The sequence below is a fragment of the Bradyrhizobium sp. CCBAU 45394 genome, assembly GCF_028128655.1.
GTDB classification, from domain to species: Bacteria; Pseudomonadota; Alphaproteobacteria; order Rhizobiales; family Xanthobacteraceae; genus Bradyrhizobium; species Bradyrhizobium diazoefficiens.
This window is the reverse complement of sequence record NZ_LBIX01000156.1, coordinates 41627-56583: the sequence shown is the minus strand read 5'-3', so window position 1 is coordinate 56583 and position 14957 is coordinate 41627. Positions and strand designations below refer to the sequence as shown.

At 62.6% G+C, this 14957-nt stretch carries 7 protein-coding genes; 1 reads left to right on the top strand and 6 read right to left on the bottom strand.

The window, feature by feature from the left end; translation table 11 throughout:
* Positions 1 to 44: 44 nt before the first annotated feature.
* Together WN73_RS17545 and WN73_RS17540 are read right to left on the bottom strand one after the other, a co-directional pair.
* Positions 45 to 1109 (bottom strand): DUF7146 domain-containing protein, encoded by a 1065-nt coding sequence (locus WN73_RS17545; protein ID WP_271553982.1) that lies wholly within the window; start codon positions 1107 to 1109, stop codon positions 45 to 47.
* Positions 1109 to 5440: a strawberry notch family protein gene (locus WN73_RS17540; RefSeq protein WP_271553981.1), complete on the bottom strand. Its 4332-nt coding sequence runs from the start codon at positions 5438 to 5440 to the stop codon at positions 1109 to 1111. The genes WN73_RS17545 and WN73_RS17540 overlap by 1 nt, the downstream gene beginning before the upstream one ends.
* Before the next feature lie 179 nt (positions 5441 to 5619).
* On the opposite strand from WN73_RS17540, the gene WN73_RS17535 reads away from it, so the two are divergent.
* Positions 5620 to 6108 carry a hypothetical protein gene (locus WN73_RS17535; RefSeq protein WP_271553980.1) on the top strand — a complete coding sequence of 163 codons (489 nt, stop codon included), beginning with the start codon at positions 5620 to 5622 and terminating at the stop codon, positions 6106 to 6108.
* Between the two features lie 40 nt (positions 6109 to 6148).
* Here WN73_RS17535 and WN73_RS17530 read toward each other — a convergent pair whose 3' ends face one another.
* From WN73_RS17530 to WN73_RS17515, 4 genes are all read right to left on the bottom strand, one after another.
* Positions 6149 to 8287: a ParB/RepB/Spo0J family partition protein gene (locus WN73_RS17530; protein WP_271553979.1), complete on the bottom strand. Its 2139-nt coding sequence runs from the start codon at positions 8285 to 8287 to the stop codon at positions 6149 to 6151.
* A 174-nt stretch (positions 8288 to 8461) separates the two neighbouring features.
* Positions 8462 to 9658: a DUF932 domain-containing protein gene (locus tag WN73_RS17525; protein ID WP_271553978.1), complete on the bottom strand. Its 1197-nt coding sequence runs from the start codon at positions 9656 to 9658 to the stop codon at positions 8462 to 8464.
* Between the two features lie 973 nt (positions 9659 to 10631).
* Entirely contained in the window at positions 10632 to 11348 is a 717-nt protein-coding gene (locus WN73_RS17520) for a Fis family transcriptional regulator (protein ID WP_271553977.1), read from the bottom strand.
* A complete protein-coding gene (locus WN73_RS17515; protein ID WP_271553976.1) occupies positions 11345 to 14434 on the bottom strand; it encodes an N-6 DNA methylase in 3090 nt (1029 codons plus the stop codon). Before WN73_RS17515 ends, WN73_RS17520 begins: the two co-directional genes overlap by 4 nt.
* Positions 14435 to 14957 lie beyond the last annotated feature (523 nt).

The following is a 14957-nucleotide window of genomic DNA, read 5'->3' as shown; positions in this document are numbered from 1 at the left end:
CCTCGCGATAACGAAGCGGTCGCATCGCCCTCATCCCGTTCCGGCTATGCCGCCAGTTCCATAAAGCGCGCGACGTCCCGCACCGCGATCTGCACGCGGCTCGCGGCGCGAAGGGCGTCAAATCCGAGCAGACGAAGATCCTCGTTGAAGTCGCCAAGCCGTGGCGAGATCACGATTGCCTCGATCCCGGCCTCCTGCGCCCGATCGATCAGGGTTGCCATGGCGCCGTCACCGGCAGGATCGTCGTCGCGGGCGATGTAGAGCCGACGGAGCGTGTCCGGAAAGAGGATGGCGGCGAGATGCGCCGCCGAGAGGGCCGCGACCATCGGCATCGTCGGCAGAACGCTGCGGAGCGACAGCATCGTCTCGATGCCCTCGCCGGCCGCCATGACTTCACCAGCGACGCCAAATCGAACGGCGTGACCAAGCAGGTCGCCCATCGCCCGCTTCGGCGTGTCGATCCGCGCCTTGCCGAGCGTCGTCTCGCTGAAGCCTTCGGGGTCAAGCCAGGTGCGATGCGCGCCGGTCAGGTGACCGTTCAGATCTGTGACGGCGGCGATCATTGCCGGCCAAGTCTCGGTCGGGCTGTGGTCGTCGGGCCGGTAGTAGCAACGTGGATGAAAGCGTAGACTTCCGGTTTCGTGCAAAGCCGTAATGCCGCGGTTGCGGAGATAGGCTTCTACGAGTGTACCTGCGATCGACCGCGACATGCCGAAGAGCCGCCGCGCCGCTTCTGGTGATCCGAGGAGTACGGGCGATTTTCTCCACCAGCGATTCGGCTCAGGCTCCAGTTCTGGACGCGGCAGACTTAGAAAGCGTCGTGCCTCATTGGCGACATCGCGAAAGCTCGTGAAACCGCAGCTTTCGCGGATCACGTCGAGGAGATCGCCATGTTCGGCCGAGGCAGCATCTCGCCAATGCCCGGCAGCGCCAGGTCCGGACTCCGGTCCGCTGAGTCGGACGAACATCGAGCGGCCAGTCGTATTGCGGACGTCGCCCACAGTCCAATAGCGGCCCTGGCGCCGCCCGTTGGACAAATAATGGCGGCACACCGCCTCCGCGTCACGCGCGAGACGGCGGGCCAGTTCGGATGCGTCGTCGCGGGCCATCAGGCGGCCTCACGCTCGCCGATGCGCACGACCGGATAGTGGTCCAGCACCTTTGCCAACACCGCAGCACCAGTCGCATCTGATGGCACGAACATGCGCAGCTTCCACGAGATGATCTCGCTGAAGAGGCCGTAAGCGCGCAGCCGCTCACGCATCGCATCGGCGAAGCCGGACAGCTCGATGCGATGGGCGCCCATCACGCGGACACGACGGAGCTGCAGGTCCTCGGCGAGGTCGAGGATGGTGCGCCCCTCTAGCAGCGCGGAGAACGCTTCGTCTGGGATCAAGCTACAGGTCGCGGTCGCGCAAGCGTTTGCCGCCCAGGCCGGCGAGACCCTGCGACCGATGATGCGTTCGCCGTCGTCGGTCTGAAGCCGATAGACCCGGGTCGAGTCGTTCGGAAGCCGCTTCCAAATCGGCAAAAGCAAGCCGGCGACGATGTGGAGGGTACTCTCAGCGAACTCGGGGACGTCGACGAGTTCGGCGTTCCATGCTGCGGCGAATGTCTCGCGATCCGCAGGTTGCCAGTGGCTTTCGTCCATCATCTTCATCGAAGCGTGATGGTGCTCCATGGGACGGATCAGCCGGACGCGACGTTCGATCTCGCCGTCATCGAGCATGAGGCTCGGCGCCGGGATCTGCACCGCGGCGCGCCCCGAGCGCTCATTGAGCAGCAGCACCGCCCGAGTATCGGCGAGATAATCGAGGGCTTGATCCAGCGTCATGGGGCGATTGCGCCGGCGTTCTGTGATCGTGAGCAGCCGGGTTTCCGCGCCGGTGGTAGGGTGCGTGTAGATCGGGCGCCGATCGGCGACGATGAAGCTGTCGGCCTGCAGGGTCTCCAGGCCGATGTCGTAGACGCCGCTGGCAATAGCGCCCTCGACCTTGGCGTTCAGCAATTGCTCGAAGGCCGTGAACAGCACACCTTGCAGGTCGATGGTGAGCGCGAGCAGCCGGTTCAGGAACGTCGTGATGGGCGGGAGTTCGTCCTTGATGCCGTTGTCGTCCACGAGCTTCAAGCCCGTGGCGTCTTCGAAGATCTGGAGCGAGCAGCCTTCGACCTTGCCGCGCGCGAGCAGCAGATAGAGTTGGCGCAGCGCATCGCGAGCGTAGTGGCTCTCAAGATTGTCCTCCGGCCGGAACAGGCCCTGGCCGCCGGTCTGGCGCTGGCCGCGCGTGATCGCGCCCAGCGTGTCGAGCCGGCGGGCAATGGTTGAGAGGAAGCGCTTCTCCGCCTTCACGTCGGTCGCAATGGGGCGGAACAGCGGTGGCTGCGCCTGGTTGGTGCGGTTCGTTCGACCGAGACCCTGGATGGCAGCGTCGGCCTTCCAGCCCGGTTCGAGCAAATAATGGACGCGAAGCCGGCGATTCCGCGCCGAGAGTTCGGCGTGGTAGCTGCGACCCGTACCGCCAGCCTCCGAGAAGATAAGCACGCGCTTTGCGTCATCCATGAAGGCGGCGGTCTCGGCGAGATTGGCGGAGGCCGAGCGGTTTTCGACGGCAAGGCGGTCCCCCTTGCGCACCACGCGCCGCGAACGTCCGGTCACTTCCGCAACAAGATCCGTGCCGAAACGCTGCACGATCTGGTCGAGCGCGCCGGGAACGGGCGGAAGCGATGCGAGCCGCTCGATCAACTCATTGCGGCGGGCGACCGCCTCGCGGCTCTCGACCGGCTGGCCATCGCGGAAGACGGGCCGGGAGGAGAGATTGCCGTCGCTGTCAGTGAAGGGCTCATAGAGCTGCACCGGGAAGGAATGGGCGAGGTAATCCAGAACATACTCGCGCGGCGTGATGTCCACGCGCACGTCGTTCCATTCCTCAGGTGGAATCTCGGCGAGGCGGCGCTCCATCAGCGCTTCGCCGGTCGACACGATCTGGATCACCGCGGCATGGCCCTCGGCCAGATCGCGCTCGACGGAGCGGACCAGGGTCGGCGTCTTCATGCTGGTGAGCAGATGGCCGAAGAAGCGCTGCTTGGCGGACTCGAAGGCCGAGCGCGCGGCCGACTTGGCCTGGCGGTTGAGCGTGCCGGTCTCGCCGGTGATGTTGGCGGCCTGCATCGCCGCGTTGAGGTGATTGTGGATGACGCTGAAGGCGCCGGCGTAGGCGTCGTAGATGCGCCGCTGCTCGTCGGTGAGCTGGTGCTCGACGAGCTCGTATTCGATCCCGTCGTAGGAGAGCGAGCGGGCGGTGTAGAGGCCGAGCGAGCGAAGATCGCGGGAGAGCACCTCCATCGCCGCGACGCCGCCCTCCTCGATCGCCTCGACGAATTCAGCGCGAGTGGCGAACGGAAAATCCTCGCCGCCCCAGAGCCCGAGCCGTTGGGCGTAGGCGAGATTGTGGACGGTGGTAGCGCCGGTCGCCGACACATAGACGACGCGGGCATTGGGCAGCGTATGCTGCAACCGCAAGCCCGCGCGCCCCTGCTGCGAGGGCGCGACATCGCCCCGCTCGCCCTTGCCGCCGCCAGCATTTTGCATGGCATGGCTCTCGTCGAAAATGATGACGCCGTCGAAGTCGGAGCCCAACCATTGAACAATCTGCCGGACGCGCGAAAGCTTCTCGCCGCGGTCGTCGGACCGCAGCGTAGCGTAGGTTAAAAATAGGATGCCTTCGGCCAAGCGGATCTCACGCCCCTGAGGGAAGCGCGAGAGCGGCGTGACCAGCAGACGCTCCATGCCGAGCGCCGACCAGTCGCGCTGCGCGTCCTCAAGCAGCTTGTCGGACTTCGAGATCCAGACCGCCTTACGCCGGCCCTGCAGCCAGTTGTCGAGAATGATACCGGCGGACTGGCGGCCCTTGCCGGCACCGGTCCCGTCGCCGAGCATAAAACCGCGACGGAAGCGAACGGCGTTCGGTGCATCATCGCGGGCACCAGCGACGAGGTCGAACGTCTCGTCAACTGTCCAGGCGCCGGAGAGATAATTACTATGCGCCTCCCCGGAATAGATGACCGTCTCGAGTTGGGCGTCTGAGAGGACGCCGTTGCTGACGAGGTTGGCCGGCAGGCGCGGCCTGTAACTCGGCTTCGGCGGCGCGACCGAGGCCATCGCGGCCGACTGCACCAGCTTGGTCGGATGCGCCTGCGCGGCGGGGATCCGGATCGATTGGAGCCGGTATTCCTCGTAGATGGCGTCGCTGAGTCGCGCGCCATCGGGCGGCGTCCAATCGGTCGTCTCATAAACGAGTTCAACCGCTTTGGGATCGGTGACCGAGGCCTTGACCGGGTGTGCGGCGGCCCGCCCCAGATAGCCGCGCACGGTGCGAGGCGCCCGCGAGGCCGACATGGGAAGCACGCGGGTTGATACGACGCTCAGGCGAGGTGGAACGTGTTCGCCGATCCAGCGGAGCAGTGTCGCGACGTCGGGCGCCATTCCCGGCGACTCCGGGAAAGCGTGCGAGTCGTCGGCAGGCACCTTGTCGATGATCGTGAGGCGTGTCTCGATCGTGGTGCCGTGCTTGGCATAGACCGCGCCGGCGATCGCGGCGGTGAACACCACGCGGCCGCGTTCCTGCAATCGGGCGAAGGCGTCGCACCAGGCTAAGGCTTCGGGTGAGAAGTTTGAGCCGGTAATCGTGACCAACCGGCCGCCATCGGCGAGACGCGCCAGGGCCGAGGCGATGTGACGGTACGTCGTGTCGGCCATACGGCCGGAAACGTTCGCCATCGCCGAGAACGGCGGGTTCATCAGCACGACGCTCGGGACAACGGTGGGGTCGAGGTGGTCGTCGATTTGGGCCGCGTCGAAGCGCGTGACTGAAATGGCCGGAAAGAGGGAAGAGAGCAACCTGGCCCGGGTCTCGGCCAGTTCATTCAGCATGAGCCCGCTGCCGGCGATCTCGGCGAGGATAGCGAGCAGCCCGGTACCCGCGGACGGCTCCAGCACGCGATCCGCCGCCGAGATGGCGGCCGCGGTCAACGCAGCCAAACCGAGCGTGATCGGCGTCGAGAACTGCTGGAAAGCCTCGCTCTCGGCAGAGCGGCGCGTGTGGGTCGGCAGAAGCTGCGCGACCTTGTCCAAAGCGGAAAGTCGTGAAGCCGCAGAGTCGGCTTTGCGGAACAGTGCCTTCCCGTATTTGCGCAGGAATAGGACGGTGGCGACCTCGCAAGCGTCATAGGCCGTCTTCCAATCCCATGCGCCCGTCGCATCGGACGCGCCGAAGGCCGCTTCCATCGCGGCGCGTAGAATTGCGCTGTCGATGCGTCGACCACGTTCGAGATGCGGGAGGAGCTGCCCCGCAGCGGCGAAGATGGCGTTGGCGCCCTCGGGTGCGCGCGCAAGCGAGATTTGGGCGGACTCGTCGGCCGCGGTCGAGAATTGGTGGTTCATGAGGGGAGCCTTAAGGAGAGCGGGAACGAGCGAGCCGGCCGGTGCTCTCTCTCGGACCGCACCGGCTCAAACCCGTCCAGGCCTCCCTCTCACTCTCTGCCCGATGCCTTGAAACGTTGCGGGCAGGACATTATCTTCGCTGCGTCAGGGTCGCTGCGCGCTCGCGCAGCAAGAACCGCTTGTGGCGCGAGCCTCAAGAGCTGAACGGCCTAGTTAACAGGCTGCCGCTGACCTGCCCCCGCGCTTTTGCGCAGGGCGCGGGTCTCGGCATGCGGTTCACGGGCCCCGACAAGACCATCGAACCGCTTCACACAACGAAGGAGGATTTGATGGCTCAAATTCTGAAGTTTCCCACCAAGAAGATCGAACCGGTCACCGTTCGCAGCGGGAGCAAGCACCGTATCAGCGTCGAAGTGCTCGATCATGTTCGGCTGCGACGCACGCGGTGGAGGGTTCAGTTCGAGATCCAGGAAGCGGCAGGGTTTGCTGCTTTGAAAGGCTTTACCGATCGCGCCGTAGCCCAAGGCTTTCGACATCGCTTCGAAGTCAGCAACACTGGGGCGGTACGGCGGTTCGTGGCAGAAACGTCCCGCCTCGTCGCCGCCGGCAGGATCGCGATCTGGATCGACGGCCTAAAGGTGCAGCCACTCGTGGCTCGCAGCGCATAAAAATAGGCTGGGGCGAAGATCGTCGCCCCAGCCAGCGTTTCTACTCGGCAGCAATCATGCGCGGCTCGTCCGCTTCATCGGCCGGAGTTTCCTCGCCGTCGCCGGAGAGGAATTCCGGCAGCGCCTCGCCCTCGGACTCCGTGGCGTCGACGGTCGCCACCTGGTCGACGTCGGCCATTCGCAGGGGTTCGGGCAACCAGCCGGTCTCGGCCAGGAGCCGTTCGGCCTCTTTGGCCATGTCGCCTTTCTTCAGATGCTCGATGAGCTGGGCGGCCCGCTCGCCGACACCCTCGCGCACCGCCTCGAGGATACGACGCTTTGGCACGCGGCCGAGATAGTTCTCGACGGTTGGGCGCCAACCGGATTCCACCATGTCGAAATCGACGGCCCGGGCGATGCGATCAGCGTCCGCGATGCGCTGCTCGACTGTGTGCGGGGTAGCGCCGCCGCCGTAGCGGTCGCCCTTCTCGTAGAGCGCGTTGACGCCGAACGAGGCGCAGTGCGCAAAGAGCGCCGCCTGCTCGTCGCCCGTGAGACCGGTGAGCCAGTCCCAGAGATCGGCCTTGTCCTTCGGCAGACGCTCCTCCCAAGTCTTGTGCCGGGCGTTGATCGCCTTGGCCGCCGGTGTGTCCTTCAGCCCCTGCGCTTGCACCGGGAAGCTGGCGCCGCGCACGGAGACCTCCATCGCCGAACCAAAGGAGGAATAGCGGGAGAACACGTCCAGGCAGAATTTGTGCAGCACCGATTGGAATGCGACCGAAGGCGTGATCGCCAGCTTGTCGCGCAGCGCCAGCGTCCGCTCCGCCGTGAGCTCGGTCAGAAGACGGTCGGGCAGCGGCTTCACCGCATCGTCATCCTCCTCGTCGGGCTCCGCGACCTGCCCGCCGATGGTGATGACGGCGCGCTGGACAACGGGCGCTGATGGTTCGGCGCCGTCCAGGGCCGCGGCACCGGGTTCGCCGCCCCTGCCCTGCTCCGGTTCGGTCACGGGCACTTCGTCCTCGGGCCGGACGTAGCCGCGATCAACCAAGAGCTTGCCCTCGGCGTCGATGCCGACGAACACGCCCGCGCGGGCGATGTGGGCCGGCTGATAGATGACGGGTCGATCGTTGAAGGCGGCGAGAGCCGTCTCAATTTCGCCAAGGCGCTGGTCAACCTCATCTGGAAGCTCATCCGCGCCGTCATGCTCGGCTTCGAGCGTTGCATATTCGGCCTCGAGCGCCTCGATCGTCGCCTGCTCTTCGGCCGAAAGATCCGCAGGCGCGCCGTCCAGCTCGCGCAAGCCGCGCGTATGGCCGTAGGGGAAGTCGATCGCGACCTCGATCCACTTCCAACCTTCGGCGGCGATCGTTTCCGCCTCTGCCTTCAGCTTCTCAGCAACAAGACCGTCGAGCAGGGCGACGTCCTCGAGCCAGCCGCCATCGTCGGACTGGAACAGGTCGCGCAGCACCACACCACCAGCGGCCTCATAGGTGTCGAGACCGACAAACACGGCGCGCCGGTCAGAGGCACGCACCGTCTTTTCCGTCAACATGCGGCGGATCTGATAGGGCTCCTTCTGCCAAGAGCCGGAGATGGCCTGCCAGACCTGCTCCTGGCGTCCATGATCTGCGCTGACGGTGAAAGCTATCAACTGCTCGAGCGACATGCCATCGTCGGCATAGATGTCGAGCAGCGCTGGCGACACCGCGGCGAGGCGCAGCCGCTGCTTCACGACATTGACCGACGTGAAGAAGGCAGCGGCAATGTCCTCCTCGGACTGCCCTTTCTCGCGCAAAGCGAGGAATGCCCGGAATTGGTCAAGCGGATGTAGCGGCGCGCGCTGAATATTCTCCGCAAGCGAGTCGTCCTCGGCGAGAATGGTGGTTGCTGGATCGCGTACTACGCAGGGCACCGGCGCGGTCTTGGCCAGGCGCTTCTGCTTCACCAACAACTCCAGCGCACGGTAGCGCCGTCCGCCGGCTGGGATCTCGAACATGCCGGTCTCGGTGCCCTCGGGGTTAAGGACCGGCCGGACGTTGAGGCTCTGGAGCAGGGTACGCCGGGCGATGTCCTCGGCCAGCTCCTCGATGGAGATGCCGGCCTTCACACGCCGGACGTTCGACTGGCTGAGCACCAGCTTATTGAAGGGAATGTCGCGCGAGGACGACAGGGTGATCTTCTGAATGGCGTTAGCCATGGGTGATACTCCGCGACGGGCGGCCCAAAGACTCTCTCTGGGCCTCCAACCCGTCACGGAGCGCAGCGCGGCCCTCTTCCTCTCAAGGGCCGCGCCGCAAATGGACGATCAGTACGAACGGAAAGGCACGAAGCCGCCAGACACGCCGTTCCATATCTTTCGGCTTTCCGGGTATCAGGCTGCGCGATCGAGCAGCTTCTTCGCGCGCGTCTCAAGATCAAGCCGTGCATCCTGATGGGTCTTGCCCCGCGCAACCGCTGTGATGCCTTGCACAAAATCGAAGACGCTCTCGGGCTTGCGACCTTCCTCGGACAACACCTTTTCGATGATCTTCGCTGTCTCTGTCTTCGAGAAGCCGCGCTTGCGCAGGAACTCGCTGCGGTCGTCGTCGGTGCGGGCGACGATCTTTTCCCGTGCGACCTTGATGCCGTTGACGAAGGGCATCGGTGAGGAATTGGCAAAGCTGGCCAGCGCCGGGGCTGCCTCGTGGGCAAACCGTGAGGCGGCGTATTTGGAGTGGCGGATGGTGATCTCCTCAAAATCCTCGACGCCCCAAAGATTGCGGTTCTGGCAGACGGCGCGAAGATAGAAGCTCGCCATGCCGAGCGTCTTCGCGCCCACCTCGGAATTCCAGCAGTAAAAGCCACGGAAGTAGAGGTCTGGCGAGCCGTCGCGAAGCCGGCCGGCCTCGATCGGGTTGAGATCGTCGACCAGGAACAGGAAGACATCGCGATCGGAGGCGTAGAGCGTCGTCGTATCCTGGGTGATGTCAACGTTCGGATTGTAGACGCCAGTCGACCAGTCGAGCACGCCAGGGATCTTCCAGCGCGTGTCGCCCGTGCCATTGCCGGCGATGCGCTGAACGGCCGCCACAAGTTCGTGGTCAAATATGCGCCCGTATTCGGGACCCGTAACGGCGCGAAGCTCGACGCGACCATCCTCTATCTCAAGCGTCTTCACCTGCTCGGCGGAATGAGAGGTCAGGCCGTACTGCAGATTGATGCCGGCCAGCGGTGCCGGAAGCTGCCGGAGGTAGGCCGCCGGAGCTCCGACCAGGCCGGCGAGTTGGCCGAAACTCCAGTGGGTCGGTGCAATCGGCGTGTCAGAGCCGGGCAGCACCAGAGCCAGGCGCTCGGCATCGTCGCGGCTGGCCTCAACCCGGATTGCAGCGCTCTCGACGGTTCGGGTCCGACTTCGCTCGGTCCGTCCACGCACTGCGGCATAGAGGTCCGACAGGGACAGATAGCGCTCGTCCGCTGGCCGCGAGAACCATTCCGACGATACTCGGCAGACGCGCGTCCCGCGGGTCACGTCCACCTTGTAGCCACCCACGCGATCGCGGCCGGCGCTCAAAACTTCGACTTGGGTCATGGGTCATCTCCACGACAGGCGCCGGAGGCCTCTCCTCCGTTCTTCAACCCGTCACGGCGAAGCCAGTCCGCCCTCTCACTCTGATGGGGGCGTTGCGGGCAGAAGGGGTCGGCCGAGACCACAGGCTCGGGCGCAGAGGAAGGCTTTCCCCTCAAAAGCGTAACGCCAGAATTCAGGATGTCAGGACCGACGTATCTCCGTCTTCCGGCCGTTTCAGTCGGGTTGGCTTGGCCATTAGTTTAGTTCATCGCAAGAGAATTCAAGACCTCAATCTTGCGGATACTCGTCAGGCGGATCGAACTCTGTAAAATCAGTCAGCGTGTCGCAGCGGATGCAGTAGTACATTTGTGAGGCGTCCTGAGAATGCATGCCACAGAAGGGGCAGCACTCGTCGATCTCATGATCAGCCCATTCCCACACACCAGAGATATTTAGGCACCGCGTCGCGATCATATCCGATGATTCGAAAGGCATCGGCGTTTTTGGCGACGAATCCGTCGCGACCGGCTCGCACGAGGAAGGGCGGGATATCGGCCGGTTCGATATCGAACCATTCCCCACGCAGGCGGGCTGCGTGGAAGTGCTTCTTCAGATTTCCTTCGAGCTGGACGTCCTTGAGGTGTCGCGATCCAGCCGAGAAACCGTAACTTCAGCGGATTTCCGGTCTGAAGATTTCGCGTGCTCGCCTCAATCTTCCTCGCTACCCCGATCTTGATCGGGGAGCATCCATTTTTCATCCTTGCCAAGGAAATACACCGACACGTTACTCTCGTTTCTGCGTCAACGGAGCGGGTCGAGCCGTAATTCCACCGGTTCCTGATTTGAGTTTACAACAAAATCGAGCGGTCGCCTTTCGTGACGCATTAGCGAGATCAACAGGCGAGCAGTGAACCGCCAGAAGGGCGAGCCGGCCGCAACATTGTAGCCGCTGATGATCGCCGTCCGTCGCTCAACTATCGTACGCGATAAATGGCTACATCCCAGCTCCGTTTTTCGGCTTCTGCGTGGTGGTCGGATATCCAAAGGGGAGAAAAAAATGCGAGACTCGGATCGTGCCATGTGTAGGCGCCAAACTGGCGTCGCGTTCATGCTCGGTATCGAAGTCTGCTCCTGCGAACAGAATAGACGGTCGAGCATAGGGCTGCCCATCCGGGGTTTGGCACAAACGCAAAGCGGTCCCGAGAGCGGCGTCCTCAAGCGCTTTCCTAATGGGCGGCACGACATCATCTTCTGGGTCGAGTAGAATGCCAACCATTGCAGCTACGGCCTGTTTCCGGCTGTAGATCCCAGTCACAAACCGGCCCAACCCCTGGTCTCGCAGATAATGGTCGCGGTGTTTCTTCTGTTTACCGAGGCGCTTGAACTCGAAGACGAGCTTCATGGCTTGAACGTCGTTATTCCAGCCATAAACGATATCGGTGCGCCGCTCTTCGACCATCGCGCCGGTTTTTGGGTCGACGTCACCAATAATGTCCTCTGCAGCCCACATCCCGAGTAGTCCCCGTTCCCGAGCGACATGGTTTTCGACATAGACCTTGAGGCGTTTGGTAAGACCGTCTTCCTTAGTCTTGGGATTGAAGTCCGGCCGAGGTCGTGCCGCCAGTTTGGACCATCCTTCGCGCAGGGCCTCGACAGCCTCTGTCGCTGGCTGGATCGGGAAAGCCTTTAGCCAATCAATAGGTGCCGTCACGCTGTCGCCACCTTCTTGGGGGACTGAACGCTGCGCACGATGTGTTCCGCGTCCCGCAGCGCCTGGCGAACCGTCCAACTTCTCCGTGTGAGTGGTCGTACGAGATAGAATGTGTCGTGGATCCAGAGGTGAACGTCTGGCATGAGGGCGAGGAAGTCGCCGGAGGCGATGACGCGAAGACCCGCCTCTCGCAAGTGCGCGAGTGTTTCTAGGACCAACTCATCGCTCACTGAAGTGCTCACCTCGGGCGAATCTGTAGATTGAGTGGAATAGGTAACACGCACAATCCCCGACGGCCCCGAGCGCGCCGGATCATTCGCGACAACGTTCACACGGAAGCGGCCGCGGCCTCGTGTCTTGGTTCGCCAGGAAGTCAAGGATTCCGCAAGCGCTCTGGCGTATATGCCGAAATCTTTGTCGTCGGCTCGATGCTGTGCGGGAGTATCGAGGCTCTTGAAACTTCGTGGACGAATCGAGGGCATTAGAATCTCGACGGTTTCGCGGACGAGCGTCCGCTCCTCCACGGTTAGACCAAAATATTCAAAAATTGCATTGTCGAGTTCATCACGCAGTTCAGCGTATCGACGACCTTGTTCCAGTTCGGGCAACGCGGTGAGAGCGGCCATGTGCATTTGAACAGTTTCCAGTGCGGACGCGGCGGCCGCTGCATCCGGAGCATCTTCAGGTCCAAAAAACGGAAAAGCCTCGACTTCGGTGAGATGCACGCCGTTCCGCTCGCAGAGCATCTTCCAGCCACGCATCATCAAGAAGTAGCGCGCGAGCGTCGAACGCAGATAGACCGCGGCAAACTGCAGGAGCGCAGCATCCTCATTCTTACCTGCGATCACTCCGATGCTGTGAGTAAAGCTCGCTGGTCCGTCATAGTAAACCGCGCGAATATTTTGCTCCCCCCTGGAGAAACCATCTGGGAACAATACGCGTGGGCCGTCGAACACCGAGAGTATCGCATCGTTCAACCCGACGACGGAATCCTGTGTGTTAGGCCATTTAGACAGCAAGACGGGATGAAGCACTGGCGAGCCAGCGCTCAAGGCTGCAATCGGCACGAAGGGCTTCTCGCGCAATTCACCTGGATCAACGGCCTCGCGGCTTTTGTCGTTGAGATGAATGCCCTTGCGATAAACCCAGCGTCGGAACTCGCGTGGTCCTCGCCAGAAGTCAGCAAAGGTGCCTAACAGGGTTAGCCTAGTCCAAATGGCAAGATCGCTGGCATCCCCCCACATCATGGTGACGAGCAGTTGTGGATCGTCGGCTACGGAACGCGTCTGCAGCGCGTGTCGATCGGCAGACTGCATAGTCAGCCGACCGAGCGCCAAGCTAAGATCGGCCTTTGGAACGAGATATTCGAAGGTCTCATCAAACGGGATACGCGCGGACTCCTCAGCTCGATACTCACCGAGGAAGACGTGGCACGTGTTTTCGGCCGTTGGAAATAGCAGTCCCTGCAAGTCACCGAAGTTGATCAAGCGCGTCGGACGATAGGCGCTAAACGCGCGCGAAACGAAAGTCGCGCTTGAGGCTCCAAGGAATTGGCCAATCGGCAGGATGAGGCATACTCGTCCGGTATCGGACAGGAATTCGCGCGCACGCAGGGCATAGGCGCCGGCAATCTGGCGGCGAACGTACGGGGCGCCGGCCCTATCAGCCCAGTCGTCGGCCGAGGTACGATCTTCCCCTTCCGGCTCAGCCCATGGCGGATTCGAGATAATCAACGAGAAGCGGCGACCGTGGAAGCTGTGCGAGTCTTTGAAAAAGTCAGCGTTCTCATGTCCATGAACAAGGTTGCTCCCGTTGAGTGAGGGGAGTTTCGTCCCGTCGAGCTCCTGGGCCGCAAGGATGTCAGCAGGATCCAATCCTTCGAGCAGCGATAGATAAAGGCTGAACGCCGTGACGCGGCACGCCATGAAGTTTATGTCGCCACCGAAAATGCTACGCTTCAGAAGTTTGCTGCGTTCGGCGAATCCGAGACGTCGCTCTTCCTTCGCTTCCGACAAGGCGATGAGTCTGCGATAAGTCGTGGTGAGCAAAATGCCCGAGCCGCAGGCACCATCGAAAATGGTTTCGGCGAGCGGGTCGGACGCTGCCGCGAGTGCTTGATCAACCGCGAGCATCGCGAGGTTACGGGGTGTGTAATAGGCACCCTCCTTCGCCTGCTGCTCTGGTGTTAAAAACTTTTCGTAAAGACCCGATAGCAGTTCTACAGGGATGTAGCTGAAATCGTAGTTCCAGAAGTCCCCCTGTCCTGTCTGCATATCGGTTCGACGAAGGAACTGGTTGAGAAGGCTGAACCCTTCATCGGAAAGCGCGATCCACGGATCGTGTCGATCATCCCCGAGAAAATCGCCATTGAAGTCGCTTCTCAAGCAGTCGATCAGCGCTCGGACTCCTTCGCGGTCGTGCTGTGCGACTAGACCATGCAGCTCCGCGACAGCTCGGCGCTCGCGATACGTCGCACCAATGATTTCCCGGTGTTCGAGGTAGGAAAGGAATAGCACCTGCCCCATTAGCAATTCAGCAAGCCGCCTGGGAATGCTGCCCGGCGCTATCCCAGTGAAGCCGCTATCGGTCAGCTTCGCCACAGTCGCGGACAGATTTGCGAGTAGCTTACGATCTACGCGCGCCTTCACGTCAAACCACTTCGGTAACCTCCTGGAGAGGTTGGCCGTCGCGACATCAAGAGCTGAGAATGGGCCATCCGGGCGCGCTTCATTGAGGTGCAGGCGCTCGCCGGCTTGGTTAAGCTTTCGAGCAGGAAGCGCGAGCGCCTCCTCGCCTTTCAACTCGATCACGACTGTTGCTAGATTTTGGTTCCAGATGCGTTTGCGCGCATCGTTCAAAGCGCCTGGCTGAAGTGGTTTCTCGTCGTCGCCAACGAAGACAACCGTGGGAACGCCCTCGACGTCGAATACCGCCTGGGCACGGATAGCGCCGTCCGGCCTGAGAAGCGCGTTGATCTCGAGAGCGTAGGGATGGGTCTCGCGTACTGCCGCCCCGCGGACGTGCAACACGGCTGACTCCGCCGAGTAGCCAAGCTTATCGAGCCATTTCTGGACGTTCGCTGTCACGGTGCTATGCCTCCGCGCGAGAACATAACAGGAACGGGCGCGTGTGTGAAATCGAGCCGGCCGCCCCCCTAGCCAGGTGGCTGATCATGCCGACCGCCTCCGGTTAGCCGCAGGTGATCGTTGATGCTGCGGGGCGCGCACTTGGCTGTGCATCGTCGGCAATGAGAACAGATCGAATTGTCCGGCCGCCGTGGCGGCATCGGGAAGGGCAAAGCCGTCCCGTATGACAGCGAGATGTGGATCCAGATGGACAATAAGAGCGTCGACATCGGAAGCCGGGGTGTCTTCGTCCAGGAAGAACCACTTCCCCCTTGGGGCTAGGGCCAAGCGACTCCCCCAAAGCCCTATGAATGAGGTGGACCGCAGATCCTTGCGCAAAGCGGCGAAGGCCGCCTTGTGTGCCTGAAGTTCGACAGCGAATTGGTCGCGCAGCAGCACCGCTAATCTGAGAACCAGAATGGTTTGCCACGTGAACTTCGCGGGAGATCCCTTTTGCTTCGGGCGTACGTCCGCTGGAATTAAG

Excerpts from the sequence above, each read along its gene's own strand:
- WN73_RS17525 (WP_271553978.1), bottom strand. The coding sequence starts at position 9,658 with ATGACCCAAGTCGAAGTTTTGAGCGCCGGCCGCGATCGCGTGGGTGGC.
- WN73_RS17540 (WP_271553981.1), bottom strand. The coding sequence starts at position 5,440 with ATGAACCACCAATTCTCGACCGCGGCCGACGAGTCCGCCCAAATCTCG.
- WN73_RS17530 (WP_271553979.1), bottom strand. The coding sequence starts at position 8,287 with ATGGCTAACGCCATTCAGAAGATCACCCTGTCGTCCTCGCGCGACATT.
- WN73_RS17545 (WP_271553982.1), bottom strand. The coding sequence starts at position 1,109 with ATGGCCCGCGACGACGCATCCGAACTGGCCCGCCGTCTCGCGCGTGAC.